Genomic DNA, 25,208 nt, shown 5'->3' on the forward strand with positions numbered 1-25,208 from the left:
ATGGCTGCCGTCAACGTCTCCGGCTGCGCGGCCCCGGACCAGGCCGCCCCGCTGCCGGCGGGTATCGACCTCGAGAAGGAAACCGTCATCACCGGCGTCGTCAGCGCGACGACGGGGGAGACGGTTCCCGGGGCGTACGTCCGGCTCCTCGACGCCACCGGCGAGTTCACCGCCGAGGTGGTGACCTCCCCGGAGGGACAGTTCCGCTTCTTCGCCGCCCCCGGCGACTGGACGCTGCGGGCGCTCTCGCGGCACGGCAACGGCGACACCGCCGTCAGTGCCGAGCGTGGACTGAACCAGATCGGCGTCACCGTCGGCTGACCTGCCGATGCAGGTTGAAACGGCCGGGCCCTCTTCATCGAAGGCCCGGCCGTTTCGTGTCGTTCTCCTAGCTCGACCGCCGATTCATCTCAGCGGTCGATCGTGCCCGCCTAGATGCCGCCGTACGAGCTGAAGCAGCCCGACACGGGTTCCAGGGTGAAGTTGACCGTCGCCACGAACCCGGCGTCCACCTGGGTGCGCTGCACCTCGGGGACCCAGCCGTCCTTGGCGGCGATCACGTCGTAGCGCCCCTGCGGCACCCAGTACGTGAACTTGCCCTGGGCGTTGGCGGTGAGGGTGTAGCCACGGTTGCCGGAGTTGAGCCGGATCGTGGCCTGGACCGGGCCGGTGGCTCCGGCGCAGGTCTCGCCGATCACCGTTCCCTGCACCTTGCCCCAGGTCGCCGGCGGAGCGACGTTCATCTCCACCTGCACCGAGGGCGTCGGGTACGGGGTGTCAGCCCGCAGCCCGAGCTCCGCCGTGTACTTGCCGGGCTGGTCCACCCCGGCCGCAGCGGTCGCGGTCAGGGTCACGGTCACCGCCCGGGAGGCACCCGGGGCGAGGGTGAACGTGGTCGGGTCCGCCGAGAGCCACGGCACGTCCCGCGCCTCGTCGCAGAGCTCAAGACCGCCGAGCCGCTCGGTCTCGTTGGAACCGACGAAGGACGTCGGCGAGCCGCCGATCTTGTACGCCCCGCAGGACGCCGCACCCCGGTACCGGGCGAACTGCGCGTTCGGCAGGTCCCGCCACGCGCCGGCCGCCGGGTCGTACCCGATGGTCCGGTTGGTGACGGTGGTGGAGGCGGCGGTGACACCGCCGGCGAGGACCAGCAGGCCACCGGCGGCGGCGTACTGGGAGCCCCACATGTCCACCGGCATCGCCGGCAGCGCCGACCACTGGTTGGTGGCCGGAGAGTACGACCAGGCGTCGTTGTACTCGCTGGCCGCGGTGCCGCCGGCGCAGTAGACGGTCGCGCCGATGCCGCCGCATGCCATCCAGGAGACGGTGTGCGGGTAGTTGGCGCCGGTGCTGAACGTCCCCGACGCCGGGTCGAAGATGACCAGCTTGTTCGACTGCGTGCAGGAACTGTCGGTGCAGCCGCCGGTCAGGTAGACCTTGCCGTCGACCACGGCGGTGCCGGCCGCCGAGACCGGCGCCGGGTTGGTGGCGCCCAGCGTGCTCCAGGTGCCGCCGGCGATGTCGAAGACGTCGACCGTGGCGACCGGCACGCCGCCCGCGGACCAGCCGCCGATCACGTAGATCTTGCCGCCGACCGCCGCCGCGGAGGCCTTGGCCCGTGCGGTCGGCATGTTCGGCAGCGTGCTCCACGCGTCGGTGTCCGGGTCGTAGACGAACGCCTTCTGCTCGTTGCCGCTGCCGCTACCGCCACCGATGGAGTAGACCTTGCCGTCGACGGTCACCGCGGTGTTGTCGAAGACCGACGCCGGCAGGTTCGCCAGCCGCGTCCAGGCGTCGTCGACCAGCGGGGCCGCCCGGTTCACCGCAGCGTCCGCAGTGGCGGCCACCCCGGTGTGGGCGGTGCTGATCGCCTTGGTCTTGTGCTCGACCAGCTCGGCGCCGGAGCGGGAGAGCAGGTCGAAGCCGCCGGGCCGTTCCAGCACCTCCACGTTCGCCGGCGCGTTGCCGGTGTTCTTGACCGTCACCCGGGTGGTGCGGGTGCTGCCGTACGGCTGGTGCGACTCGATCTCCGTCGGGGTCACCGTGAGCCGGCCCGCGCGGAGCGCGAAGTCGAGCTTCTTGGTGCCGTCGGCGACCACCGTGGTGGTCTTGGTCAGCGACTCGTACGGGGCCTTCGACGCGGTGAACGACTGCTCGCCGACCGAGCTGGTGAAGAGCCAGTAGAAGCCGTCCGGGATCGCCTCGTCCTCCGGCGTGGCGGCGGAGACGCCCCGCTCGGCGGGGTTGGCGTCGGAGCTGACCGTCACCCCGTTGAGGGGCTCGCCGGCGAGGCGGTCGGTGGTGAAGCCGACGACCAGGCCACCGGGGATCGGGGTGCAGACCCGGTTGACGACCGAGACGTTGTCGACCTGCCACCACCAGTCGTAACCACCCTGGTAGCGGAAGCGCAGCTGCGCGGTGGCGGAGCCGGCCGCCGGGGTCAGCGGTACCTCCTCCAGCACCGGGCCGCGCCGGCTGGCGTTCTGCCGCCAGACGTTCTCCCAGGTCGTACCCCCGTCGACGGTGACGTCGATGTCGATGACGTCGCCGCTGAAGTAGCGGTAGTCGCTGTTGAAGCGCAGCGTCGGCGCGACCACCCCGGTCAGGTCGAGCACCGGGCTGATCAGGTCGCTGTCCTGGGTCTGGCCGCTGCCGAGCCGGTCACTGTCGACGATGGCGAAGCCGCCACTGCCGCCGGTGAGGTTGCCCCGGTTGCCGGCGTCGGTGAAGGTCCAGCCGCCACCGGCGGTGCGGTTGACCACCGACCAGCCGGCCGGCGTCTCGCCGCTGTCGAAGGTCTCGGTCAGCAGCGGGTCGCCGAGCACTGCGCTGTAGCCGGCGGCGTCGCAGGCGGCATCCACCGGGACCGCGATGTTCACGGTGCGGTTGGCGGCCGCGAGGGTGACCTCGGTGGTCACCGTCTGGTAGCCCGGGTACTGGGCGGTGGTGGTCAGCCGGTAGGTGGCGTTGCCCGGCACGGTCACCGAGTAGCGGCCGTTGACCGGGTTGGTGAAGATCGGGGCACCGGGTCGCCCGGCCACCTCGATCTTGGCGTAGAGCGGCCAGCCGTGTCCCGAACCGTCGGTGACCCGGCCGGAGATCGTGACCGTGGGCGCGGCGACCAGCGTGAAGTCGAGGGTCGCCGTTCCCGCTTCCGGCACCGTCACTGTCGCCGTCTGCGAGTGGTACCCGTACGCGGACACGGTCACCTCGACCTCGCCGGCGGGCAGGGTCAGGGCGTAGCGGCCGTTGTCGTCGGTGGTGGTGCCGCGGCCGCCAGAGGTCACGGTCGCGCCCTCGATCGGGCTGCCGTCGGCGGCGGTGACGGTGCCGCTGAGCCGGCCGGCCGCGCCGCGGGGCGCGGCGGTGACCGCCTGGTAGGCGTTGAGCCGTCCCTCACCGAAGACGTTGTTCTTTTCGATGGTGCCGCCGCAGGTGAGGGCATCGACGTTGGTGGCGGTGCTGTCGAGCAGCGCCGCGGTGGCGTTGATGTCGCTGCGCAGGCTCGGGGCCGCCGACCAGACCAGCGCCACGGCGCCGGCGACGTGCGGTGCCGCCATCGACGTGCCGTTGTAGGTGGCGTAGCCGCCGCCCGGAATGCTGGAGCGGACCGCGCTGCCCGGGGCGGCGATGTTCGGCTTGATGCCGCCGTCCACTGCGGAGCTGCCCCGGCTGGAGAAGCTGGAGATGTTGTTGTTGATGTCGTACGACCCCACCGCGTACGAGCCCGGGTTGTCGCCGGGGCTGCCGGCGGTGTTGCAGCTCGGGCCGCTGTTGCCGTTGGAGAAGACCGGGAAGATCCCGGCCGCCCGCCAGGCGTTCACGGTCTCCTCGTACCAGCGGTCGCCACCGCCACCGCCCCACGAGTTGTTGACGATGTCGGGGCGCAGCTCCGGTCGCGGGTTGTTGCCGTTGACATCGGTCGGGGCGAGCACCCACTGGCCGGAGGCCATGAGCGAGGAGAAGGAGCAGCCGCTGGTCTCGCAGCCCTTGGCGGCGACCCACTGCGCGGCCGGGGCCACGCCGATCTGGTTGCCGGCACCGTCGTCGCCGACCATCGTGCCCATGGTGTGGGTGCCGTGGCCGTTGTTGTCGCAGGGCGTGCCCGCCGGGCAGAGGCCGGACGGGTCGAACCAGTTGTAGTTGTGCTCGAAGCTGCCGCCGCCGAGGTTGCCCCGGTACTTGCCGACCAGCGCCGGGTGGTCGTACTGCACCCCGCTGTCGATGTTGGCGACGACGACGCCCTCGCCGCGGACGCCGTACTCGTCCCAGGCGCGTGGGGCCTCGATGTTGCCGATGCCCCACTCGACGGCGTCCGTGCCGGCCTTGGCCGGCTTCACCGGCTCGGGCTTGGCCAGCTCATAGCTGCCGACCGGGCTGATCCGCTCCACATCGGAGCGGCTCGCGATCGCGTCGATCAGCTTCTCGTCCCCGGTCACGATGAGGACGTTGGAAATCCAGAAGGTGTCGTAGGAGACCTTGCGCTGGTCCAGGTCGGCCCGCAGGCTCTGCTGGCTGCGCTCGGCGGTGCTGCGGAGTTCGGTGAAGACCTTCGCGGCGCGGTCGTCGGCGTCACGGACCTTCGCGGCGGCGCTGAGTTCGGCGCGCTCGGTCAGGTAGACCATGAAGGTGGCGCTGCCCTTGGCAGCGGCCTCGGCCCGGACCTGCGGGTCCACGGCGGCGGCACCGGCGGCCGGCGCGCCCAAGGCGAGCGAGGGCAGTGCGGTCGCGCCGAGAACCATTGCCACCAGTACGGCGAACGAACGCCATAACAGTGACCGGTCGGCTGGTCGTTGGTGCATGTGTTGCCTCCCCACATCGTTGTCGCCGCCGAGAGGTCGGCGGCGGAGGCGCGGATGCCGGGTCACCGGATGAGCACCCCGGTGCGGTGAGGCTGGTGATGACGGATGGTGACGGTGGCATCCGCTTCGGGTCATGCTGCCGCCGAACGGGTGAGTGATCAATGGAAGTATTCGGGCAGTATTCGGTCAATCGCGAAGGGCGCGGCAAGAAACCGCCGTCCTCGCATCTATCGATCCTCATCTTTGGTTGACTGTCTGAGGTGGAGGGAGTTTGCTGGGCGGGCAAGGGCCATTCGGGGGAGGGGCGCGATGACCGATGTGACGATGCCGCTGCTGGTCTGCGTCTCGCCGGACGCGGCGCTCCGGGAGCTCATCGGCGCGCGACTCGACGACCTCGGGCAGCTGCTGCTCTGCGCCGACCTGGGCGAACTGCACGACCGGCTCTTCGCGACCCCGGCCCCGCCGCTGGTCGCCACCCCGGCCCGGCCGGTCTCCGACAACGGCCCAGCCCACCCGCTCTCCGACACCGGCCCCGGCCGGCCGGGGCCGATCCGGTTCGGCGCGCTCGCGGTCGACATCGCCGGGCACCGCGTGACCTGGCAGGGCCGCCCACTGGAGGTGACCCGGCTGGAGCGGCGGCTGCTGGCCCGGCTCGCGAGCCCACCCGGACGGGTCTGGAGCTACGAGCGCCTCTTCGCCGCCGTCTGGGGCGGCGCCTACCTCGGCGACACCGCGATCCTGCACTCGGCCGTCAAACGGCTGCGCCGCAAGCTGCGCGCAGTGGAGGCCGGCCCGCAGGTGCAGACCGTACGCGGCGTCGGCTACCGGCTCGCCCTGCCCGACTGACCGACTTCCCGGCGGCGAGCAGGCCGCGGACGACCTCGACGTCGCGGATAGCTGCCCGGCTTTCCCGGCGGCTGTCCGGCTTTCCCGGCGGTTGTCCGGCGCGGCTGCCTGCCCGGGTGGCCGCCCGGCCCGGTCGTCGCCCGGCCGCTCCCGGTGGCCCGGAGGTGCCGGATCGCGCCGTCATGCCACCATTGCCGTCGTGGACGTACCCGCTCCGGCTCCCGAACCGACGTCGGCACCGCCGAAATGGCGCCGGCCCGCACTGGTGGCCGCCTCCGCCTGCTGGGCGTTGCTGCTGGTCGTACTCACCGGCCTGTCGATCCGCGACGACGAGCCGACCGTGCGCGAACAGCGCGACATCGTGCAGGCGATGCCCGTCGTGGAGCGCACTCTCGGGCACCTGGTCGCCGCAGCCGCCGGCCCGGAGGCCGTACTCGAACTCGGTGATCTCTGGCACGAAGAGTGCAAGGTCAACCCCGTGCTGACCGGCGCGCGGCTGCGCGGCGAGCTGATCGTCCGCACCGCCGGCGAGGACGTACGTCCGGTGCTGGAGTCGGTCGCGCGACGGCTGCCGGCGGAGTACCGGGCGGGCGTGGGCAACGGCGTCAACGGGGTGCGGCTCCGGGCCGACGCGGGGGAGTTCGTCAGCGTCCGCGGCGTGCCGGACGGGCCCGGCCGGGCCATTTTCAGCGTCGACACCGGCTGCCGGGTGGTCCCCGCCGACGCCGACCTTGACGCGCACCTGCTGCCCGACACGGCGCGGGAGGGCGATCTGTGGATGGCGCTCTGGACTCTGGACCGCGACAGCGCCGAAATTGGAGCACGGGTATGGGTGCCCTGCCCGGATCCGCGAACCACCGTCAGGAGGCAGCACCTGTTCGTTGCCGGCGACCCGGTGACCGCCCCCGGGGTCGCCCTGGCCGCGCTGCGCACCGCCGAGACCACCGTCGTCGTCGACGAGCCCGACCTGTACGCGGCGCGCACCGGCCCGGTCAACCTGGTGGCCCGGACCGTCGACGGTCAGACCCGCCTCAGCGTCACCCTCGACTGCACCCAGCCGATGGACTGAGCGGGGCTCAGTAGACGAGCGCCTGCGCCCCGTTGGCCATGCACTCCTCGACGAAGACGGCCGCGCCGGCGATGCGTACCCCCGGCAGGACGTCGTCCTGGCCGAACTCACGCCGGGCCGCGCACTGGGTGCAGACGGTCACCCGGCCGCTGCTGAGAATGACGTGCAGCAGTTCCGCCAGCGGCGCCGAGTGCGCCAGATCGAACTCCTGCGCCCGCCCCGGCAGGGCGTACCAGGCCGACTCGCCGGTGAGCCAGAGCGAGACGTCGACGCCGGAGGCGGCCGCGGTCGCGGCGACGGTGAACGCCTGCGAGCAGCGCTCCGGGGAGTCAGCCCCGGCAGTGGCTTTGACGACAAGAGTGCGGGCCATGTGAGCCAGCATAGGATGACCTTGTCATGGTTACCGAGATTGGGTTCGTCAGCCTGCTCGTCGCGGGTTTCGGCGTGCTCGCCGGTGGCCTGATCTATCTGGCTGTACGCATTTCGAGAGGACGTTGGTGAACCAGCAGTGAGCGAGAATCCCCTCGAGCCGCCGCCGTGGCTGACCGCTCCGCCGGTCGATCCGTACCCGTACGAGGAGAGCCACGACCTGCGGGTCGGTCCGCGGCTGCACCCGGCGCTGGACGGCCTGCTGCCCTACATCGGCATCTGGCGTGGCCGGGGCGTCGGCGGGTTCCCGACGATCGAGGACTTCGACTTCGCGCAGGAGATCCGGATCAGCCACGACGGCCGGCCGTTCCTGCACTACGAGTCGCGGGCCTGGCTCCTCGACGAGCAGAGCAAGCCGGTGCGTCCGCTCGGCCGCGAGGTCGGCTTCTGGCGCCCGGTGATGGACGGCGACAAGGCCACCGACGAGCTCGAGATCATGATGATGACGCCGGCCGGGGTGATGGAGCTGCACCTGGGCAGGCGCACCGGCACCCAGCTGGAGATGGCGACCGACTCGGTGCTGCGGACCGCCACCGCCAAGGAGGTCACCGCCGGCAAGCGCCTCTTCGGCATCGTCGAGGGCGCGCTGCTCTACGCCCAGGAGATGGCGGCGATGGGGCACGGGCTCTCCCCGCACCTCTCCGCCCGCCTGCTGCGCGTCGCGGGTTGAAGCTCTCAGACCGGAAAACCGAGCAGTCGCCGCAGTCCCGGGGTGTGCGGGGAGCGGGACAGTGCGGCGCCGTCGAGGGCGGTCACCTCGGCGGGGCCGCGTACCGATGAGAGCAGCCAGACCCCGGCGGCGCCGGACAGCTCCGCCGGGGTGACCATCCGCTCCTCGCCGCGTAGCCCCAGCTCGCCGGCGTGGGCGAGCAGCCAGTTCGTGGTGACGCTCGGCAGGATGCCGGTCCGCGCGGCCGGCACCGTGCAGAGGGTGTCCCCGTCGCACCAGACCAGGCTCGAGGTCGGACCCTCCAGGGCGTACCCGTCGGTGGAGATCCAGAGGATGTCGTCGAGGTCGTGGGCGGCGGCCCAGCGGGCGGCGGCGGTGCTCGCCCCGTACGACAGGGTCTTCATCCCGGCGGGCAGCCAGTCGAGGTCGGTCCGCGCGGTGGCCGCGACGCCGAGGCTGAGGGTGCCGACCCGGACGCCCTCGGCGCGTTGCCACAGGGCGCGCGGCGCGACAGCGGTGATGGTGGCGTAGATCGTCGGCGGGCCGCCGTGCTCCGGTCCCCGGGTGCAGACCAGCCGCAGCGCCGCCTCGGTCTCGGCCGGCCAGCCGTCGCAGGCCGCATCGAGCAGTTCGGTCAGGGCCGCCGCCGGTGGCAGTTCGAGCGCGATCGCCGCGGCGGAGCGGGCCAGCCGGGCCAGGTGCTCGGCGACCAGCCAGGGACGCCCGGCGCGCACGTGCATCGTCTCGAAGAGGCCGTCGCCGCGGAGCACACCGAGGTCGTCGGCGCGGATGAGCGGCTCTTCCCGGCCGATGACCCCACCGCCGGGAACGAAGACCTTCGCAGCTGGGTTCACCCCAGCAGGGTAATGGCGGCGGGGTGATCTGCGAGGCCCGCAGGCCGGGGCGGCCGACGCGCCCGGGACGGTCGCCGCCGCGACGGCCTATTATCGGACGATGTCCGATTCCTCGCTCGCCGAGCTGCTGCGCTCCCGTGGTCTGCGCCTGACCGCGCAGCGTCAGCTGATCCTGGAGGCGGTCTCGGAGCTGGGGCACGCGACTCCCGAACAGGTGCACAACGCCGTCAAGGAGGTCGCGGCCGGGGTCAACATCACCACCATCTACCGCACCCTTGAGCTGCTGGAACGCCTCGGCCTGGTCACCCACACCCACCTGTCGCACGGCTCGCCGACCTATCACGCGGCCGGCGCGAACGAACACGTGCACCTGGTCTGCCGACAGTGCGGCGCGGTCGACGAGATCGACCCGGAGGTGGTGGCGCCGCTGGCGGGCCGGCTCGCCGATGAGCGGGGCTTCCAGGCGGACATCGGGCACATGGCGATTTTCGGGATCTGCGGCGACTGCCGGAACGGGGACATTTCATGATCGAGGTTCCGGGCGCGGTGGCCACCGAGGCCATCGACGCCGAGACCCGTGACCAGCCGGAGCCGGCGCACGCCGCGGCCGGGGTCGCGCCGGTGGCGGCGCACTACGGCGATCCGCTGCGCGAGCAGCGGCTGCTCGACACCGCCGTCGGGCTGGTCGACCGCTCCCACCGCGGTGTCATCGCGGTGCCGGGCGAGGACCGGATCGGCTGGCTGCACACCATCACCACCCAGCACCTCAGCGAGCTGCGCGACGGGCAGGGCACCGAACTGCTCGTCCTCTCCCCGCACGGGCACATCGAGCAGCACGCCATGGTCGCCGAGGAGGGTGGGACGACCTGGCTGGACACCGAGCCGGGCGACACCGGTGCGCTCCTGGAATACCTGCAGAAGATGGTCTTCTTCAGCCGGGTGGCGCCGCGCGACGCCACGATCGAGTACGCGATGCTCGCCCTCGTCGGCCCCGAGGCCGACGCCGCGCTGGGCGCCCTCGGGGTCACCGGCCTCGCCGCGCCGGACGTGCTGCCGGTGCCGGGCCCGAAATTCGCCGCCGGCTCGGTCCCGGCCCGACCGGGCATCCGGTACGACGTACGCGCGTTGCCGGCCGGCGGCTGGGCGCGCCGGGTGGCGCTCGGAGTGGACCTGATGGTGCCGAGGGCCCAGCTCGCCGAGGTCGTCGGCGAGCTGCGCGGGGCGGGCGTGCCGCCGGCCGGGCTCTGGGCGTACGAGGCGGTGCGGGTGGCGGCCCGCCGGCCGAGGATCGGCGTCGACACCGACCACCGCACCATCCCGGCCGAGGTCGGGCTGGTCGGTCCGGCGGTGCACCTGGAGAAGGGCTGCTACCGCGGGCAGGAGACCGTCGCCCGGGTGCACAACCTGGGGCGTCCGCCGCGGCGGCTGGTGCTGCTGCACCTGGACGGCGTGGCGAGTGACCAGCTCCCCGCCGCCGGCACGCCGGTGACGGCGGATGGCCGCCAGGTCGGCCGCGTCGGCAGCGCGGTGCAGCACCACGAGCTGGGGCAGATCGCGCTGGCGGTGCTCAAGCGCAACGTGCCCGACGACGCCGCGCTGATGGTGGGGGAGTCGGCCGCCGCGATCGACCCGGACTGACCCGGCCGGGCTAGGATCCGGCCATGACGACAGGGACGTTGATCACGGTTGCACCCACCGGCGCGGAATCGGCCAAGGCGGACGTACCGGCCTTGCCGGTCACCATCGACGAGCTGGTGCTGACCGCCAAGGAGTGCGAGGCGCTCGGCGCGGCCGTCATCCACGTCCACATCCGCGACGACCAGGCAAAGCCGACGCTCGACCAGGGGCGGCTGCGGGAGACCGTCGCCGCGCTGCGCGAGAACAGCAACCTGATCGTGCAGCTCTCCACCGGCGGCGCGGTCACCGACCCGGAGGCCGACCGGCTCGCCGTGCTCGACGCCGGCCCCGACATGGCCTCCTGCACGATGGGGACGGTCAACTTCGGCGACGACGTCTTCCTCAACCGCTGGAGCTTCATCGTCGACCTGCACACCCGGATGCAGGAGCGGGGCATCGTCCCCGAGTACGAGATCTTCGACCTCGGTCAGCTCACCTCGCTCGCCCGGCTGCTGGACAGGCACGGGCTGCCGCACGGCGGGCACGTGCACGTCGACTTCGTGATGGGGGTTCCGGGCGGGATGCCGGGGACCACCGAGGCGCTGGTGGCGTGCCGCCAGGCGTTGCGGGACCTGCCGGAGGGCACCACTTTCTCGGCCACCGGCATCGGGCGCAGCACCATCCCGGTGATGCTCGCCGCGCTCTCGGCCGGCGGTCACCTGCGGGTCGGGATGGAGGACACCGTCACGTACGCCAAAGGGCGGCCGGTGGAGTCGAACATGCAGCTGGTGGCGCGCGCCGTCGGTTTCGCCCAGCTCGCCCAGCGCACCCCGCTGACGCCGGAGCAGGCCCGGACGCTGCTCGGCATCTGAGCCCTGATCTGAGTACCGTTCACCTCGTGGGAATGACGTACTCGGGCGGAGTGCCGCTCGTCGAGGTGGTCCGCTCCGGTTTCGCCGAGGGGCTGCACCGCGGTTCGGTGGTGGCGCTGGACGCCACCGGTACGCCCGTCGCGGCGGCCGGGGACGTCACCGCGCCGATCTTTCCCCGCTCGTCGAACAAGCCGATGCAGGCGGTCGGGATGCTCCGGGCCGGGCTGCGGCTGAGCGACCCGGGGGACCTGGCGATGGTGGCTGCCAGCCATTTCGGCGAACCGGCCCAGCTGACCCGGGTCCGCGCGCTGCTCGACTCCGGCGGGTTCACCGAGGCCGACCTCGGCTGTCCGCCCGAGCTGCCGATCGGCGAGGACGCGTGCGCGGCGCTGCTGCGTGCCGGCGGCACCGCTTCGCGGCTGGCGATGAACTGCTCGGGCAAGCACGCCGGAATGCTGCTGACCTGCCAGGCGGCGGGCTGGCCGGTCGAGAACTACTGGGCGCCGGCGCACCCGCTGCAGCAGCGGCTGCGTGCGGCCGTCGAGGAGTGTGCCGGCGAGCCGGCCGCCGCGGTCGGGGTGGACGGCTGTGGCGCCCCGGTGCTGGCGATCTCGCTGACCGCCCTGGCCCGGGCCTTCCTCCGGTTGGTCGAGGCGGACCTGGGCACGCCGGAGCGGGCGGTCGCGGACGCGATGCGGGCCCATCCGGAGCTGGTCGGCGGCACCGGAGGTCAGGACACCCGGTTGATGACCGCGGTGCCGGGACTGCTGGCGAAGGTGGGCGCGGAGGGGGTCTTCGCGCTGGCGGTGCCGCAGGTCGGGGCGGTGGCGCTCAAGATTGACGACGGTGCGGTCCGCGCCCGCCCGGCGGTGCTGGTCTCCGCGCTGCGCCGGCTCGGGCTGGACACGCCCGCCCTGGCGGAATTCGGCCGGGTGCCGCTCCATGGCCGCGGCGAACCGGTGGGAGCCCTCGCGTCGCTCTGGTGACCGGCGAGGGCGCGAGTTGCCGGCTGAACCGCGAGGCGAGTGGCGGAGGTCATAGGCCTTGATCTCAGATAGCGCTAACTCTCGCTAGCATTCCGCTTGCTGGAGCAAGCGCAGCGGGATACGTTGGGCTCATGGCCACTCCGAAGGATCTCCCCCGCGACATCGGCGGATTCATCCGCGATCTGCGCAACAACGCGCAGATATCGCTGCGGCAGCTCGCGGAACAGGCCGGTGTCAGCAACCCCTACCTGAGCCAGATCGAGCGAGGGCTGCGCAAGCCCAGCGCCGAGGTGCTCCAGCAGCTCGCGACCGCGCTGCGGGTCTCCACCCCCGCGATGTACCTGCGGGCCGGCCTGCTCGACGACAAGGAAGGGCAGGGCGTGCTCGCCGCCATCGCGGTCGACCCCGGCCTGACCATGGCGCAGAAGCAGTCGCTGACCCAGATCTACGAGACGTTCCGCCGCGAGAACGAACGCCTGGCGGCCGAGGCGGAGACCGGCACCGGGACCGCCGACGAGACCAGCACCACCGAAACCACCACCGGGACCGCAGACGACGTCACGTCCGCGGCCACGGCCGGAACCGGCGCCACCCCGGCGCCGGCGACGAAGCCGGCAGCGAAGCCGGCCCGTAAGCGCAGCACCCCCGCAGACCGGGCCGCCACCGCGGCCGAGGAGGAGAAGCAGTCATGACCGCCCAGAAGCAGTCCACCCGGATCCCGACCCCGCTCTACGCCGTCGCCGGAGTCGGCGCGCTCGCCTACGAGCAGCTGCGCAAGCTCCCCGCCGTGCTGAACGAGCTCAGCGACAAGGCCGCCGTCACCGGCGCCGAGCTGCGGGTGAAGACCGAGGAGCGGCTGCGTACCGCGAACCTCACCGCCGCCGAGCTGCGGGAGAAGGCCGAGGAGCGGCTGCGCGCCGCGAACCTCAGCGCCGCGGTGAAGGAGAAGAAGACCGTCGTCGACCTCGACGCCGAGAAGCTGCGCGAGCTGGCCGGCCGCAACGCCGCCGCGCTCGCCGCCGGCGCCCAGGTCGCACAGGAGCGCGCCCTGGCCGCCTACAAGGCGCTCGTGGCCGAGGGCGAGCGGGCCGTCGGCGCGGGGGTCGTGCAGGCCGCCGACACCGTCAACGCCGACATCGAGGTGACCGAGCCGGCGACCACCCCGGCCGCGGTCGAGGCCACCCCGGCCACCGTTGCCGAGGTCGTGGAGGCCAAGCCCAAGGCGGTCCGGCCGCGCAAGGCCGCCCCGAAGCCGCGCGCCACCACCGGCGAGACCGCCAAGCCCAAGAGCACCGCGAAGAAGGCCCGTCCGGCCGCCGAGTGACCCTCGCGGGTCGCCACCGCGCGGCCCGCACAGCTGCCGAGCCCCGGTACGTCTCGCGACGACCGGGGCTCGTCGGCATAAGCTTGCCTACATGGCCTACGCCGCGCCGATCTTTTACGACGATGTCGTCGCCGTCATCACGCTGATCCTGCTCGTCTTCGCGCTGATCATCCAAGCCGTCGCCCTGGTGCACGCAGTGACCCAGCGGGCCGAGGCATTCCCCGCGATCGGCACGCTCTCCAAGGGCGCCTGGATCGCGATCCTCGGCATCTGCTTCGTGCTGACCCTCTTCCTCAGCGGGCCGATCAACATCGCCAGCCTGATCGGCATCGCCGCCGCCCTGATCTATCTGCTCGACGTCCGGGTCGGGCTGAAGGAGCTGGGCGACGGCCGAGGCGCCTGGTGAGGGACTTCCGCTGGCCGCCACCACCCGACGGCGGCCCCCGCACCTACGGCCCGGGACCGAGCGCGCCCCGTACCGGCCGCCCGGCCCTGCCGGAACCGGAGACCGAGCTGGTCGCCACCCCGCACGGCGTGGCACTGGAACGGCTCACCACCGGGGTGGGCGAACCGGTCACCGTCTTCGCGCACGGGCTGGCGAACGGCATCGCCAACACCCGCCCCTTCGGCAGCGGGGTGACCGGGCGGAAGGTCTTCTTCCAGTTCCGTGGACACGGCCGCTCCGACTCCCCCGAAGGCGAGTGGACGTACGCCGATCTCGCCCGTGACCTGCGGGCGATCGCCGACCTGAGCCGGGCGACGCGGGCGTTCGGGGCGAGCCTCGGCGCCGGGGCGCTGGCCCGGCTGCTCACCGAGAGCCCGGCCCGCTTCGAGCGGGTGGTCTTCTTCCTCCCCGCCGCGCTGGACCAGCCCCGACCCGACGTGGCCGGACAGCGGCTCACCGCGCTGCTGGAAGCGGTCGAGGAGGGCGACGCCTCCGCGATGGCCGAGGCGGTCGAGCTGGAGATGCCGCCGGCGGTGCGGAACACCCCGGCGGGCTGGTCGTACCTGCGGCAGCGGCTCGACCAGCTGATGCGCGACGGGCTCGGCGCGGGACTGGCGAGCCTGCCGGAGCACGCGCCGCTGGCCGACCGGGCCGCGCTGGCCGCCGTCGACGTCCCGGCCCTGGTGATCGCCAACGCCGGCGACGAACTGCACCCCGTCGAGGTGGCAGAGGAGCTCGCCGCCGCCCTGCCGCAGGCAACCCTGCACGTCTACGACAAGCCGGGTGTCCTCTGGACCGACCGCGCCGACCTGCGCGAGCGCCTCACCACCTTCCTCAACCCCTGACCCGCTGGCGCCCCGCGCCGACGCGTACCCCAAGCTCCGCGACCCCAGCGTCCCCCGCGGGCCGGCCCTCGCCAAGATCCACGCCCCCGGCGTCGTGCTGGCCAAGATCCACGCCCCCGGCGTCGTGCTGGCCAAGATCCGCACCTCCGCCGCCGACGCGCTGGCCAAGATCCGCACCTCCGCCACCGACGTGCTGGCGAAGATCCGTGCGCTCCCGGCGACGTGCTGGCCAAGGTCCGTGCGCTCCCGGCGTCCCGCGCGCACCCCGACGCACGCCAAGATCCGCGCAACTTCAGGGATGTTGCTGTGTCCGGGGGCGTTGAGGCAGCAATATCCCTGAAGTTGCGTCCTGGGGAGAGGGCGCGGGAGAGGGCGGGGGGAGAGGGCCCGGGAGAGGGCGCGGGAGAGGGCGCGGGGGAGAGGGCGGGGGGAGAGGGCGGGGCACGGCGGGGCCGGCCGGGTGGGGACGGGCGGGTGGGGGACGGCCGGGTGGGAGATGGGTACGGGTCAGGGGGTCGCGGGGAGGTGGGCGGCGCGGACGGCGAGGAGCCAGCGGTCGATCGTGGGCTCGTCGGGGTGGCTGGGCAGCGGGGTGCGGATGCGGGCGAAGTCGGCCTCGGCGTCGGCCAGCAGCACCTGGGCACGGGCGAGGTCACCGTCGGCGACCTGCTCGCCGAAGTCGAGGAACCATCCCGGATCGGCCAGCCGGATCGGCAGCACTCCGCTGGCATAGAGGACCCGCCCCTGGTGCAGCAGCCGGGCGAGGTGACGGGCGTGCTTGGCCGTACGCCGACGGGTGTCGGACGAGAACGTGCCGTCGCCGCGGGAGACGAGCTTGCGGAACTGCTGCCCCGCATAGCCCAGGTACGCGTCGCGGACCCGGGGTGCGCTGAGGAACGCCGTACGGATTCCGATCAGCTCGTCGCCGAAGCGGGTGCGGGTGAGATAGAGGTCGTCGGGGAGCCAGACGAGTTCGCTCGCGGTCGGGTTGCCGCTCATCGCCAGCCGGCACCACTTCGCCGCCTCGTGCAGCGTGACATCCGGCGCGGTGGTGACGATGGATTCCTTCGGCCGGTGCAGTCCGTGGAAGGCGACGGTCGGTGCGGCGAAGACCCCGACGCGGTCCACGTCGGAGCCCGGCCCGGCCAGCCCGTACGCGACCGATCCGACAATTCCCTCCAGCAGCACCTGCACCCCGAGATGATCTCAGCATCGCCCCGGCGCCCGCCCCCGGATTAACGGTGCCCGACCGATGATGTGCGGTGCCCGGCCAATGATGTGGTGCCCGACGGCGGTGCGTTCCGCACCGCCGTGCGGTTCCTGACCCGCACCGGGGAGGGCGGCCGAGGTTTTCCGGAAATCGGACAGCTGCTGTCAGGTATGCCTGTCAGGGTCGAGGGATGAGTGGAGAACTGAATGGCAGGGTGGCGCTGGTGGCCGGGGCGACCCGCGGCGCCGGCCGGGCGATCGCCGTGCAGCTCGGCGCGGCCGGCGCCACCGTCTACGCCACCGGCCGCAGCACCCGCGCCCAGCGCTCGGAGATGGACCGGCCGGAGACCATCGAGGAGACCGCCGAACTGGTCACGGCGGCCGGCGACACCGGCATCGCCGTACAGGTCGATCATCTGGTGCCGGAGCAGGTCCGGGACCTCATCGCCCGCATCGACGCCGAGCAGGGGCGGCTGGATGTGCTCGTCAACGACGTCTGGGGCGGCGACCCGCTGGTCACCTGGCACAAGCCGATCTGGGAGCAGCCGCTGGAGAAGGGCTTCCGGCTGCTGCAGCTCGCCGTGCACACCCACATCATCACCAGCCACTACGCGCTGCCGCTGCTGATCCGCCGCCCCGGCGGGCTGGTCGTGGAGATCGGTGACGGGACGCGGGCGTACAACGAGAAGAACTACCGGATGTCGCTCTTCTACGACCTGGCGAAGACCTCGGTCAACCGGCTGGCCTTCAGCCAGGCGCACGAGCTGCGCGAGCACGACGCCACCGCGGTGGCCGTCACACCGGGCTGGCTGCGGTCGGAGATGATGCTGGAGATCTACGGAGTCACCGAGGAGAACTGGCGCGACGCCATCGCCAAGGAACCGGACTTCGCGGTCTCGGAGACCCCGGCGTACGTCGGGCGGGCCGTCGCGGCGCTCGCCGCCGACCCGCAGCGGGCCCGCTGGAACGGCAAGTCCGTCGACAGCGGTGAGCTGGCGACCGCGTACGGCTTCACCGATGTCGACGGCAGCCGTCCACAGGGCTTCCGCTACATCACGGAGGTGGTCGAGGGCGGCAAGAAGGCCGACGTCAGCGAGTACCGCTGACCCGGACACGGCGCACTCGGCGGGCAGCCCGTCTGGTCAGTCCCGGTAGTGGGCGGCCAGCCGCCGCGCCGCGCCGGCCATCAGGTCGCGCAGCGCGGCGGGGGCCAGCACCTCGACCTCCGGCCCGAGTCGCAGCAGCACGTGGTACGCCACCTCCACCGACTCGACCGGCAGCTCGGTGACCACCCGCCCCTGGCTGTCCGGCGGGGCGGCGGCCGCCAGGGCATGCGCGTACGCGAAGGGCGCGTCGACGGCGTACCGAAGGTCGTGCAGCCCGACGTGGCTCAGCCGCACGGTGACCCGTTCGGCGAGCATGCCGCGGACGAAGCCGTCGGCCGATGCCCGCCAGTGCGCCACCAGGTCGAAGCTCTCGTCGCGGGTGAAGCCCGCGCCCGCGTCGCGGACGTCGCGCACCCGGTCCACCCGGTAGGTGCGGTAGTCATCGCCGACCTGCCCGGTCAGGTACCAGACGCCGTTCTTGAGGACCAGCCCGTACGGGGCGACGGTCCGCGCCACCTCGCGGTCGCCGCGCCGGTAGCGGAACTCGACCAGCCGGTCCCGCCACACCGCTCGCGCCAGATCGGCCAGCCACGCCGGCCGGTCCGCGGTGTCGAACCAGCCGGGTACGTCCAGGTGGAACCGCTGTCCGGCCCGATCCGAGGCGTCCCGCAGCGGGGCGGGGAGGGCGGCGAGCACCTTGAGCTGGGCGCTAGCCACCGCCTCGGCGAGCCCCATGTCGCCGGCGGGCCCGGGGAGTCCGGAGAGGAAGAGCGCCTCGGCTTCCGTACGGCTCAGCCCGGTCAACCGGGTCCGGTAGCCGCCGAGGAGCCGGTACCCGCCGGCGCGTCCACGGTCGGCGTAGACGGGGATCCCGGCGGCGTTGAGCGCCAGCACGTCCCGGTAGATCGTGCGCTCGGAGACCTCCAGTTCGGCGGCGAGTTCGGCGGCGGTCATCGTCTCCCGGGACTGCAGCAGCAGCACCAGTGAGATCAGTCGGGCGGCACGCACCCGGTCATCCTGCCGGGCCGGTCCGACATCGGAAGCCGACGCACGCGGCGACTGCATGGCATTACGATTCCCCGTCGTGAACGTCTCGCAGGTAACCGCCCCCGTCGTCGGAGCGGGTAACCAGTTCTTCGCCGGTGCCCGTCTCTTCGCCCGCGGTGTCGGGCTCTGCTTCCGCAACCCGCGGCTGATGCTGCTCGGGATGATCCCGGCGCTGATCACGGGGGTGCTCTACCTCGCGGCTTTCGTGGCCCTCGCCTGGAACGTCGTCGATCTCGCCGCCTGGCTCACCCCCTTCGCCGACGACTGGTCGGCGGCTGCCCGGAGTCTGACCCGGGTGGTCGCGGGGGCGGCGGTCTTCGGGGTGGGGCTGCTGGTGGGGGTGCTGACCTTCACCACGGTGACCCTGGTGATCGGCGACCCGTTCTACGAGTCGATCTCCGGGCGGATCGAGCGGGGGTGCGGCGGCACTCCGGACGAGGTCGAGACGTCCTTCTGGACGTCGCTGGGGCGCGCCATCGTGGACGCGCTGCGGCTGATCGGGCTCTCCGTGCTCTTCGGTGTGCTGCTCTTCATCGCCGGCTTCATTCCGATCCTGGGCCAGACGGTGGTCCCGGTCCTCGGCGCGATCGTCGGTGGCGGGCTGCTCGCGCTGGAGCTGACCGGTTCGCCCTTCTCCCGGCGCGGCAAGCTCTGGGCCGAGCGGCGGCAGGTGCTGCGCCGCAACCGCACGCTGGCGCTGGGCTTCGGAGTGTCGGTCTTCGTGGTCTTCCTGATCCCGCTCGGCGCGATCCTCTTCATGCCCGCGGCGGTGGTGGGCGCCGCCCTGCTCACCCGCCGCTGCCTCGGCCAGCCGATCCCGGACCAGATCGTCGTGGCACCGAAGCCGAGCAGCGCATGAAGGCCACCCTCGTGCGGGCCGTCCCCGTGCCCCCGGCGTGGACGGCGTTTCGACCGCACTAACCTCTGGCGATGCGACACCCCACCGCCGAAGCAGGCACCGTCACCACGGCCGAACGTGCGATCGATGCCCGCTTCCGCGTCGCGCTGGCCCGGCTGCCGCGGCACGGGCCGGGCGGGTGGCTGACCGAGTTCCTGGCCTTCGGGCTCAAACAGGCATGGGCATGTGTGTTCGGTGCTGCCATGCTCGCGGTCATCTGCGCCGCGCACCTGTGGTATCCGGATGACGCCGCGCTCGCCCGAAACGATGCGCTCACCATCGCCGCCGTCGGCATCCAGGTCGCGATGGTCGCCGGGCGCCTGGAGACCCTGCGCGAGCTACGGGTGATCGTCCTGTTCCACCTTGTCGGCACGCTCATGGAGCTGTTCAAGACCCAGATCGGTTCCTGGGTCTACGAGCCCGACGGCGTGCTGCGCATCGGTGGAGTGCCACTGTTCAGCGGATTCATGTACGCCGCGGTCGGCTCCTACCTGGTCCGGGTGGACCGGTTGTTCGACCTGCGCTTCACGCGCTACCCGAAACGCTGGGTGACGGCCGTGGTGGCGGCTGCGATCTATCTCAACTTCTTTGCGAACCACTACCTGCAGGATCTGCGGTGGCTGCTCATCGCAGTCGTCGTGCTCGTGTTCGGACGCTGTGTCATGCACTTTCGCATCTTCCGGCAGCGGTGGCGGATGCCTCTGCTGCTGGCCTTCCTCCTCGTCGCCTTCTTCATCTGGCTCGCGGAGAACATCGCCACCTGGTCGAACGCATGGCTCTACCCGGGTCAGGTGGGCGGATGGGAGCCGGTGTCACTGGCGAAGCTGGCGTCGTGGTTCCTCCTGATGATCATTTCGGTCGTGCTGGTCACCTGGATCTCGCCGCCGCAACCGCCCGACGACCGGCAGCCGCCACCACCGGCCCGACACGGAGCCGGCACCGAGACCGGCAGCCCACATCAGATTGGCGCAGTCCGGCGGGTGGCGGCTCAGCCGACGCGCAGCCCGTCGATCAGGTGGCGGTCGCCCTGGACCCCCAGGCTGTCGAGGCCGACCCGGCCGTAGAGGGCAAGCAGCAGGTCACTGGCGGTGCCGGTCACCTGGACCAGCGCCGGGTGGGCGTGGTTGTCGAGGATGGTGCCGGTGTCGAGGAGGGCGACCCCCCTGCCGCGCAGCCGGACGTACCACTCCTGGTGGGCGTCGGTGGAGGTGAGGCGTACCAGGCCCTGCCATTCGCCCTCGGCCCGGCGGTGGCCGGCGGGCAGGAAGGTGTCCAGGACCTCGGTGATGCCGTCTGCGGCGAGCTTCGTCTCGATCGGCTGACCGGCCGCGATCGCCATCTCGGCGTCCCAGCGGTGGATCGCCGTTTCGTGCGCCATGCGCCGCGCCCAGAAGGCAACCTTCTTCGGCTGGGGCGCCCAGTTCCAGGCGGGCTGTTCCGGGTCGACGCGCTCGAGCAGTTCGAGGAGCCGGTCGTACTCGCGCTGCCAGAACTCCAGGGCGGTCAGCCCGTCGGGGATCTGCGCGCTCTCCGGGGGCGCGGGACGCTGAGCGGGCGCGGTGGTGTCGGCCCGGTCCGCGACGGAGACGACCCAGGCGTAGAGGGTCGCCAGGTGGGTGGTGAGGTCGGCGATTGTCCAGCCCGGACAGGAGAGCACCGGTGTGTCGGGCGCCGCCTCGGCGACCGCCGCCCGGAACGCCGGGCCCTCGGAACGCAGCGCGCCGATCCAGAAGTCCTTGCTGCCGTGCACTCTGTTCATCCCGATCTCCTCCGGGGTCACCAGCCGACCTGCGGGCGGCGGCGTTGTCTTTCAGCCTAGGGTTGACGGCGTGTCAGACGTTAGTGCCCAGTCGGCGACCGCAAATATCCCGCAATCGCATTCTCTGGCGAGTTATACGACTTTGCGACTCGGAGGACCCGCCCAACGAGTGATTTCTGCCGTCAATCAAGATGAAATCATACGATTTGTGCGCGAAGCGGAGGAACGGCGTGAACCCCTCCTCCTCCTGGCCGGTGGCAGCAACGTCGTCATCGGCGACGACGGCTTCGCCGGCAGTGTCCTGCTGATCCGCTCCCGGGGTACCGAACAGCTCCCCGCCGACCCAGCCGAGCCCGATCAGGTCACCGTGCGGGTGCAGGCCGGCGAGCCCTGGGACGAGTTCGTCGCCGGCACCGTCGCCGCCGGGCTCTCCGGGCTGGAGTGCCTCTCCGGCATCCCCGGGTCGGCCGGCGCCACCCCCATCCAGAACGTCGGCGCGTACGGCCAGGAGGTCGCCGAGACCGTCGCCGCTGTCGAGGCGTACGACCGCAGCACCGGCGCCGTCACCCGGATGACGGCCGGGGAGTGCGACTTCGCGTACCGCTCCAGCGTCTTCCGGCACAGTGACCGCTACGTGGTGCTCAGCGTCGACTTCCGGCTCACCCGTTCGCCGCTGTCGGCCCCGGTGCGCTACGCCGAACTGGCCCGCAAACTCGGCGTCGAGGTCGGCGACCGGGTGCCGCTGGCGCAGGCCCGCGACGCGGTCCGGGCGCTGCGCGCCGGCAAGGGAATGGTCCTCGACCCGGACGACCCCGACACCCGCTCGGCCGGATCCTTCTTCACCAACCCGGTCCTCGACGCCGCCGGCTGGGAGCGGCTGCGGGAGCGGGCCGGCGAGGCGGGGGAGCCCCCGCACTGGCCGCTGCCCGACGGGCGGGTCAAGGTCAGCGCTGCCTGGCTGATCGACAAGTCCGGCTTCGGCAAGGGCTACCGCAGCGGCGGTGCCGCCATCTCCGGCAAGCACACCCTGGCGCTGACCAACCGCGACGCGCACTCCACCGCCGAGCTGATCGCGCTGGCCCGGGAGATCCGCGACGGCGTACGGGAGCGTTTCGGGGTCACCCTCCACCCCGAGCCGATCCTGATCAACTGCGTGATCTGACCGGCCGGGCCGGGCGGCGCCGCATGCGCGCCGGGCGGCACCGCACGGCCGGTCGGTGAAGTCCCGTCGTGGATGTCAGAGCGGGGCGACCGCCGCCCACGGCACGGTCACCTCGCCGAGCCGCCAGCGCCCCGGCCGGTCCCGTACCGGCCAGCCGGCGTCGCGTACCGCCGTCACCGCGCGCACCCAGCGCTGCCGCGGCCCGAAGGTCGCGTACGGCGCCGCCGCCTGCCAGGCGTCGTCGAGCGCGGCGATGAAGGCGTGCACCGGCTGGCCGGGCACGTTGTGGTGGATCAGCGCCTTCGGCAGCCGTTCGGCGAGGGTGGCCGGGGTGTCCAGGGTGGCCAGCCGGGCGGCCAGGGTCAGGGTGTGCGGGCCGGCCCGGTCCAGCAGGAGCCAGGACGCCAGCCGCCCCAGCTCGTCGCAGGTGCCCTCGACGAGCACACCGTCGGGGGCGAGCGCGTCGGTGATCGTCTCCCAGGCGGCGCGGACCTGCCCCTCGTCGTACTGGCGCAGGACGTTGAAGGCCCGCACCAGCACCGGCCGCAGCCCGGCCAGCTCGAACCCGCCGCGGGCGAAGGTCAGCCCCGGTGGATCGGCGGCGTACGCGGCGGCGGCGACCCGGGCCGGGTCGATCTCCAGCCCGACCACCCGGACGTTCGGCACGGTACGCGCCAGCCGGGCCCGCAGCTCGACGGCGGTGACCGGGGTGGCCCCGTACCCGAGGTCCACCACGAGCGGATCGGGCGCGGCGCGCAGCAGGTCCGCGCAGTGCACCGCGATCCAGTTGTCGACCCGGCGCAGCCGGTTGGGGTTGGTGGTGCCCCGGGTGACGACGCCCAGCGGGCGGGGCGGTCCGCCCCGCGGCCGCCGGCCGGTGCCCGTCACGCCCCGGGCGTCCGGTGCACCTTGTGCTGCGCGGCCTGGGCCAGCGGCCGGACCACCATCCGGTCGATGTTGACGTGGTGCGGCCGGGTGGCCGCCCAGGCGACGCAGTCGGCGACGTCGTCGGCGACGAGCGGGTCGGCCACCCCGGCGTAGACATCGGCGGCCTGGCCGGCGTCGCCGCGGTGACGGACCAGCGCGAACTCGTCGGTCTTCACCATTCCCGGGTTGATCTCGACGACCCGGACCGGCCGGCCGCAGAGCTCCAGGCGCAGGGTCTCGGTCATCGCCGTCTCGGCGTGCTTGGCGGCGGTGTAACCCCCGCCGCCCTCGTAGACGACCAGCCCCGCGGTCGAGCTGATCATGACGAGGGTGCCCGCGCCGGAGGCTTCCAGGGCGGGCAGCAGGGCCTGGGTGACGCGCAGCGTGCCGAGCACGTTCACGTCGTACATCCACTGCCACTCGTCGATCCGGCCGCGCTCCACCGGGTCGGAGCCCTTGGCGCCACCGGCGTTGTTGACCAGCAGCGTGACGGGCCCGCCGGCGGCGGCGGCCGTGGCGGCCAGCGCAGCGACGGAGGTGTCGGAGGTGATGTCACACTCGACCGCGGTGGCGGCGCCACCCGCGGCGGTGATCTCGGCGACCAGGGCGGCCAGCCGGTCGGTACGGCGGGCCGCGGCCAGCACGTGGAAGCCCTCCCGGGCGAGCCGGCGGGCGGTGGCCGCCCCGATTCCGCTGGAGGCGCCGGTAACGATCGCGACAGGGGTCATGGGGTGATTCTCGCCGATCGGCCCGGCGCGGCGGCCGGGTCCCCCGCCGGAGCAGGTCGCGACGGCCGGTGGGGCGGCATGAAGTGGATCACCTTCGGCGCCACGGGGTGGTGCATGTGACATCCACGATCGGGAAGATGTGAGCCGGCGGGGAGGTTCTCCTCTCCAGGCGCCGGTAGTGCGGTCGCGCTCTCCATGGCTGAAGGAGTGGATGTGTCGGAATTGCACACCGGTGTGGCGCGTCAGCGGACGGGATCGCCCCTGCCCCGCCGGATCGCCACCCTCTCCGTGCACACCTCTCCGCTGCACCAGCCGGGCACCGGCGACGCGGGCGGCATGAACGTCTACATCCTGGAGGTCGCCCGCCGGATGGCCGACGCCGGCGTCGAGGTGGAGATCTTCACCCGGGCCACCTCCGGGGACCTGCCGCCGGTGGTGGAGGTTGTCCCCGGCGTGCTGGTCCGGCACGTGATGGCCGGCCCCTTCGAGGGGCTCACCAAGGAGGAGCTGCCCGGACAGCTCTGCGCCTTCACCGCCGGGGTGCTGCGCGCGGAGGCGGCCCGGCCGCCCGGCTGGTACGACCTGGTCCACTCCCACTACTGGCTCTCCGGTCAGGTCGGCTGGCTCGCCAAGGACCGCTGGGGCGTGCCGCTGGTGCACACCGCCCACACCCTCGCGAAGGTGAAGAACGCCCGGCTGGCCGCGGGTGACCGGCCGGAGCCGAAGTCCCGGGTGATCGGCGAGGAGCAGGTGGTCGCGGAGGCGAACCGGCTCGTGGCCAACACCACCGTCGAGGCCGGCGATCTGATTGCGCGCTATCAGGCCGACCCGCGGCGGGTGTCGATCGTCGAGCCCGGTGTGGACCTGGAACGCTTCCGTCCCGCGTACGGCGACGCCGCGAAGGCCCGGCTCGCCGCCCGGCGGCGCCTCGGCCTGCCCGAGCAGGGGTACGTCGTCGCCTTCGTCGGCCGGATCCAGCCACTGAAGGCCCCCGACGTGCTGGTACGCGCGGTGGCGGCGCTGCGTGAGCGCGATCCCGCCCTGGCCGAGGAGGTCACCGTCGTCATCGCCGGCGGACCCAGCGGCAGTGGCCTGGACCGGCCGACGGCCCTGATCGAACTCGCCGCCTCGCTCGGTGTCGACGACCGCGTACGGTTCCTGCCGCCGCAGACCGGGGAGAACCTGCCGGCGCTCTACCGGGCCGCCGATGTGGTCGCCGTGCCCTCGCACAACGAGTCCTTCGGGCTGGTGGCGCTGGAGGCGCAGGCCTGCGGCACGCCGGTGCTGGCCGCGGCCGTCGGCGGTCTGGTCACCGCTGTGCAGGACGGGGTCAGCGGTCTGCTGGTCGACAGCCACGACCCGGTCGACTGGGCGCGGATGCTGGCCCGGTTGCTGCCGGCGGCCGGCCACCGGGCGGAGCTCTCCCGGGGCGCGCTGGGCCACGCCCGCAACTTCTCCTGGTCGCGTACGGTCGCCGGGCTGCTCGCCGTCTACCAGGAGGCGATCGCCGAGCGCCGCAGCGACCTCGCGGCCCGCTTCGCCGGCGACGCCGTCGTCTCCTCCTGACCGCCGTCGGGTCAGGCCCTCGTCTTGTCCCGACCGCCGTCAGGGCG

Annotated in this window: 27 protein-coding genes; 19 read left to right on the plus strand and 8 right to left on the minus strand. The window is 72.6% G+C overall.

Features of this window, described 5'->3' with window-relative positions:
- Nucleotides 1-321, plus strand: a complete 321-nt coding sequence (locus ACK8GG_RS12290; protein ID WP_440349437.1) for a DUF1416 domain-containing protein — start codon at nucleotides 1-3, stop codon at nucleotides 319-321.
- A 110-nt stretch (nucleotides 322-431) separates the two neighbouring features.
- On the opposite strand, the gene ACK8GG_RS12295 is transcribed toward ACK8GG_RS12290, so the two are convergent.
- A complete protein-coding gene (locus ACK8GG_RS12295) occupies nucleotides 432-4,802 on the minus strand; it encodes a S8 family serine peptidase (RefSeq protein WP_440356347.1) in 4,371 nt (1,456 codons plus the stop codon).
- Nucleotides 4,803-5,111: 309 nt separating this feature from the next.
- Here ACK8GG_RS12295 and ACK8GG_RS12300 point away from each other — a divergent pair, with 309 nt between their 5' ends.
- Together ACK8GG_RS12300 and ACK8GG_RS12305 are read left to right on the plus strand one after the other, a co-directional pair.
- Nucleotides 5,112-5,648, plus strand: coding sequence for a winged helix-turn-helix domain-containing protein (locus ACK8GG_RS12300; RefSeq protein WP_440349439.1), 537 nt, complete (start codon nucleotides 5,112-5,114; stop codon nucleotides 5,646-5,648).
- 199 nt (nucleotides 5,649-5,847) lie between these two features.
- Nucleotides 5,848-6,717 carry a hypothetical protein gene (locus ACK8GG_RS12305; protein ID WP_440356348.1) on the plus strand — a complete coding sequence of 290 codons (870 nt, stop codon included), beginning with the start codon at nucleotides 5,848-5,850 and terminating at the stop codon, nucleotides 6,715-6,717.
- 7 nt (nucleotides 6,718-6,724) lie between these two features.
- Here the strand turns inward: ACK8GG_RS12305 and ACK8GG_RS12310 are convergent, their stop codons facing one another.
- On the minus strand, nucleotides 6,725-7,099 hold the full coding sequence (locus tag ACK8GG_RS12310; protein ID WP_440356349.1) for a DsrE family protein: 375 nt from the start codon (nucleotides 7,097-7,099) through the stop codon (nucleotides 6,725-6,727).
- A gap of 14 nt (nucleotides 7,100-7,113) precedes the next feature.
- On the opposite strand from ACK8GG_RS12310, the gene mtfM reads away from it, so the two are divergent.
- Both mtfM and ACK8GG_RS12320 read left to right on the plus strand, forming a co-directional pair.
- Nucleotides 7,114-7,218 (plus strand): small membrane protein MtfM, encoded by a 105-nt coding sequence (gene mtfM, locus ACK8GG_RS12315; protein WP_440349442.1) that lies wholly within the window; start codon nucleotides 7,114-7,116, stop codon nucleotides 7,216-7,218.
- A gap of 7 nt (nucleotides 7,219-7,225) precedes the next feature.
- Entirely contained in the window at nucleotides 7,226-7,816 is a 591-nt protein-coding gene (locus ACK8GG_RS12320) for a heme-binding beta-barrel domain-containing protein (RefSeq protein ID WP_440356350.1), read from the plus strand.
- A 5-nt stretch (nucleotides 7,817-7,821) separates the two neighbouring features.
- Here the strand turns inward: ACK8GG_RS12320 and ACK8GG_RS12325 are convergent, their stop codons facing one another.
- Nucleotides 7,822-8,670 (minus strand): aminotransferase class IV, encoded by an 849-nt coding sequence (locus tag ACK8GG_RS12325; RefSeq protein ID WP_440356351.1) that lies wholly within the window; start codon nucleotides 8,668-8,670, stop codon nucleotides 7,822-7,824.
- 100 nt (nucleotides 8,671-8,770) lie between these two features.
- On the opposite strand from ACK8GG_RS12325, the gene ACK8GG_RS12330 reads away from it, so the two are divergent.
- From ACK8GG_RS12330 to ACK8GG_RS12370, 9 genes are all read left to right on the plus strand, one after another.
- Entirely contained in the window at nucleotides 8,771-9,199 is a 429-nt protein-coding gene (locus ACK8GG_RS12330) for a Fur family transcriptional regulator (protein ID WP_440349445.1), read from the plus strand.
- Nucleotides 9,196-10,308: a CAF17-like 4Fe-4S cluster assembly/insertion protein YgfZ gene (ygfZ, locus tag ACK8GG_RS12335; protein WP_440356352.1), complete on the plus strand. Its 1,113-nt coding sequence runs from the start codon at nucleotides 9,196-9,198 to the stop codon at nucleotides 10,306-10,308. Before ACK8GG_RS12330 ends, ygfZ begins: the two co-directional genes overlap by 4 nt.
- Nucleotides 10,309-10,331: 23 nt before the next feature.
- Complete coding sequence (locus ACK8GG_RS12340) at nucleotides 10,332-11,159, plus strand: beta-keto acid cleavage family enzyme (protein ID WP_440349447.1); 828 nt, start codon at nucleotides 10,332-10,334, stop codon at nucleotides 11,157-11,159.
- Between the two features lie 32 nt (nucleotides 11,160-11,191).
- A complete protein-coding gene (locus ACK8GG_RS12345) occupies nucleotides 11,192-12,145 on the plus strand; it encodes an asparaginase (protein ID WP_440356353.1) in 954 nt (317 codons plus the stop codon).
- A 131-nt stretch (nucleotides 12,146-12,276) separates the two neighbouring features.
- Nucleotides 12,277-12,837 (plus strand): helix-turn-helix domain-containing protein, encoded by a 561-nt coding sequence (locus ACK8GG_RS12350; RefSeq protein ID WP_440356354.1) that lies wholly within the window; start codon nucleotides 12,277-12,279, stop codon nucleotides 12,835-12,837.
- Entirely contained in the window at nucleotides 12,834-13,469 is a 636-nt protein-coding gene (locus ACK8GG_RS12355) for a hypothetical protein (RefSeq protein ID WP_440356355.1), read from the plus strand. The genes ACK8GG_RS12350 and ACK8GG_RS12355 overlap by 4 nt, the downstream gene beginning before the upstream one ends.
- A gap of 91 nt (nucleotides 13,470-13,560) precedes the next feature.
- Nucleotides 13,561-13,875 (plus strand): DUF2516 family protein, encoded by a 315-nt coding sequence (locus ACK8GG_RS12360; RefSeq protein WP_440349450.1) that lies wholly within the window; start codon nucleotides 13,561-13,563, stop codon nucleotides 13,873-13,875.
- Nucleotides 13,872-14,759 (plus strand): alpha/beta fold hydrolase, encoded by an 888-nt coding sequence (locus ACK8GG_RS12365; RefSeq protein ID WP_440349451.1) that lies wholly within the window; start codon nucleotides 13,872-13,874, stop codon nucleotides 14,757-14,759. The genes ACK8GG_RS12360 and ACK8GG_RS12365 overlap by 4 nt, the downstream gene beginning before the upstream one ends.
- Nucleotides 14,698-15,099: a hypothetical protein gene (locus ACK8GG_RS12370; RefSeq protein WP_440356356.1), complete on the plus strand. Its 402-nt coding sequence runs from the start codon at nucleotides 14,698-14,700 to the stop codon at nucleotides 15,097-15,099. Before ACK8GG_RS12365 ends, ACK8GG_RS12370 begins: the two co-directional genes overlap by 62 nt.
- Before the next feature lie 167 nt (nucleotides 15,100-15,266).
- On the opposite strand, the gene ACK8GG_RS12375 is transcribed toward ACK8GG_RS12370, so the two are convergent.
- Nucleotides 15,267-15,953 carry a nucleotidyltransferase domain-containing protein gene (locus ACK8GG_RS12375; RefSeq protein ID WP_440356357.1) on the minus strand — a complete coding sequence of 229 codons (687 nt, stop codon included), beginning with the start codon at nucleotides 15,951-15,953 and terminating at the stop codon, nucleotides 15,267-15,269.
- Between the two features lie 206 nt (nucleotides 15,954-16,159).
- On the opposite strand from ACK8GG_RS12375, the gene ACK8GG_RS12380 reads away from it, so the two are divergent.
- The gene (locus ACK8GG_RS12380) at nucleotides 16,160-17,074 is read left to right on the plus strand and encodes an SDR family oxidoreductase (protein ID WP_440356358.1); all 915 of its coding nucleotides are present in this window, start codon (nucleotides 16,160-16,162) and stop codon (nucleotides 17,072-17,074) included.
- Nucleotides 17,075-17,110: 36 nt separating this feature from the next.
- Here the strand turns inward: ACK8GG_RS12380 and ACK8GG_RS12385 are convergent, their stop codons facing one another.
- Complete coding sequence (locus ACK8GG_RS12385; protein WP_440356359.1) at nucleotides 17,111-18,082, minus strand: helix-turn-helix transcriptional regulator; 972 nt, start codon at nucleotides 18,080-18,082, stop codon at nucleotides 17,111-17,113.
- A gap of 55 nt (nucleotides 18,083-18,137) precedes the next feature.
- Between ACK8GG_RS12385 and ACK8GG_RS12390 the strand changes: the two genes are divergently transcribed.
- The gene (locus ACK8GG_RS12390) at nucleotides 18,138-18,980 is read left to right on the plus strand and encodes an EI24 domain-containing protein (protein WP_440356360.1); all 843 of its coding nucleotides are present in this window, start codon (nucleotides 18,138-18,140) and stop codon (nucleotides 18,978-18,980) included.
- Nucleotides 18,981-19,051: 71 nt separating this feature from the next.
- Nucleotides 19,052-20,083: a DUF817 domain-containing protein gene (locus tag ACK8GG_RS12395; protein WP_440356361.1), complete on the plus strand. Its 1,032-nt coding sequence runs from the start codon at nucleotides 19,052-19,054 to the stop codon at nucleotides 20,081-20,083.
- Here ACK8GG_RS12395 and ACK8GG_RS12400 read toward each other — a convergent pair.
- Nucleotides 20,008-20,778, minus strand: coding sequence for a maleylpyruvate isomerase family mycothiol-dependent enzyme (locus ACK8GG_RS12400; protein WP_440349456.1), 771 nt, complete (start codon nucleotides 20,776-20,778; stop codon nucleotides 20,008-20,010). The genes ACK8GG_RS12395 and ACK8GG_RS12400 overlap by 76 nt on opposite strands.
- Before the next feature lie 70 nt (nucleotides 20,779-20,848).
- Here ACK8GG_RS12400 and ACK8GG_RS12405 point away from each other — a divergent pair, with 70 nt between their 5' ends.
- A complete protein-coding gene (locus tag ACK8GG_RS12405; protein ID WP_440356362.1) occupies nucleotides 20,849-21,940 on the plus strand; it encodes a UDP-N-acetylmuramate dehydrogenase in 1,092 nt (363 codons plus the stop codon).
- Nucleotides 21,941-22,015: 75 nt separating this feature from the next.
- Here ACK8GG_RS12405 and ACK8GG_RS12410 read toward each other — a convergent pair whose 3' ends face one another.
- A complete protein-coding gene (locus ACK8GG_RS12410; protein ID WP_440356363.1) occupies nucleotides 22,016-22,828 on the minus strand; it encodes a class I SAM-dependent methyltransferase in 813 nt (270 codons plus the stop codon).
- Nucleotides 22,825-23,595, minus strand: coding sequence for an SDR family oxidoreductase (locus tag ACK8GG_RS12415; RefSeq protein ID WP_440349459.1), 771 nt, complete (start codon nucleotides 23,593-23,595; stop codon nucleotides 22,825-22,827). Before ACK8GG_RS12415 ends, ACK8GG_RS12410 begins: the two co-directional genes overlap by 4 nt.
- A 213-nt stretch (nucleotides 23,596-23,808) precedes the next feature.
- On the opposite strand from ACK8GG_RS12415, the gene mshA reads away from it, so the two are divergent.
- Nucleotides 23,809-25,161: a D-inositol-3-phosphate glycosyltransferase gene (mshA, locus tag ACK8GG_RS12420; protein ID WP_440352438.1), complete on the plus strand. Its 1,353-nt coding sequence runs from the start codon at nucleotides 23,809-23,811 to the stop codon at nucleotides 25,159-25,161.
- Nucleotides 25,162-25,208 lie beyond the last annotated feature (47 nt).

The sequence above is a fragment of the Melissospora conviva genome, assembly GCF_049523535.1.
In the GTDB taxonomy this organism is placed as follows: Bacteria; Actinomycetota; Actinomycetes; order Mycobacteriales; family Micromonosporaceae; genus Melissospora; species Melissospora conviva.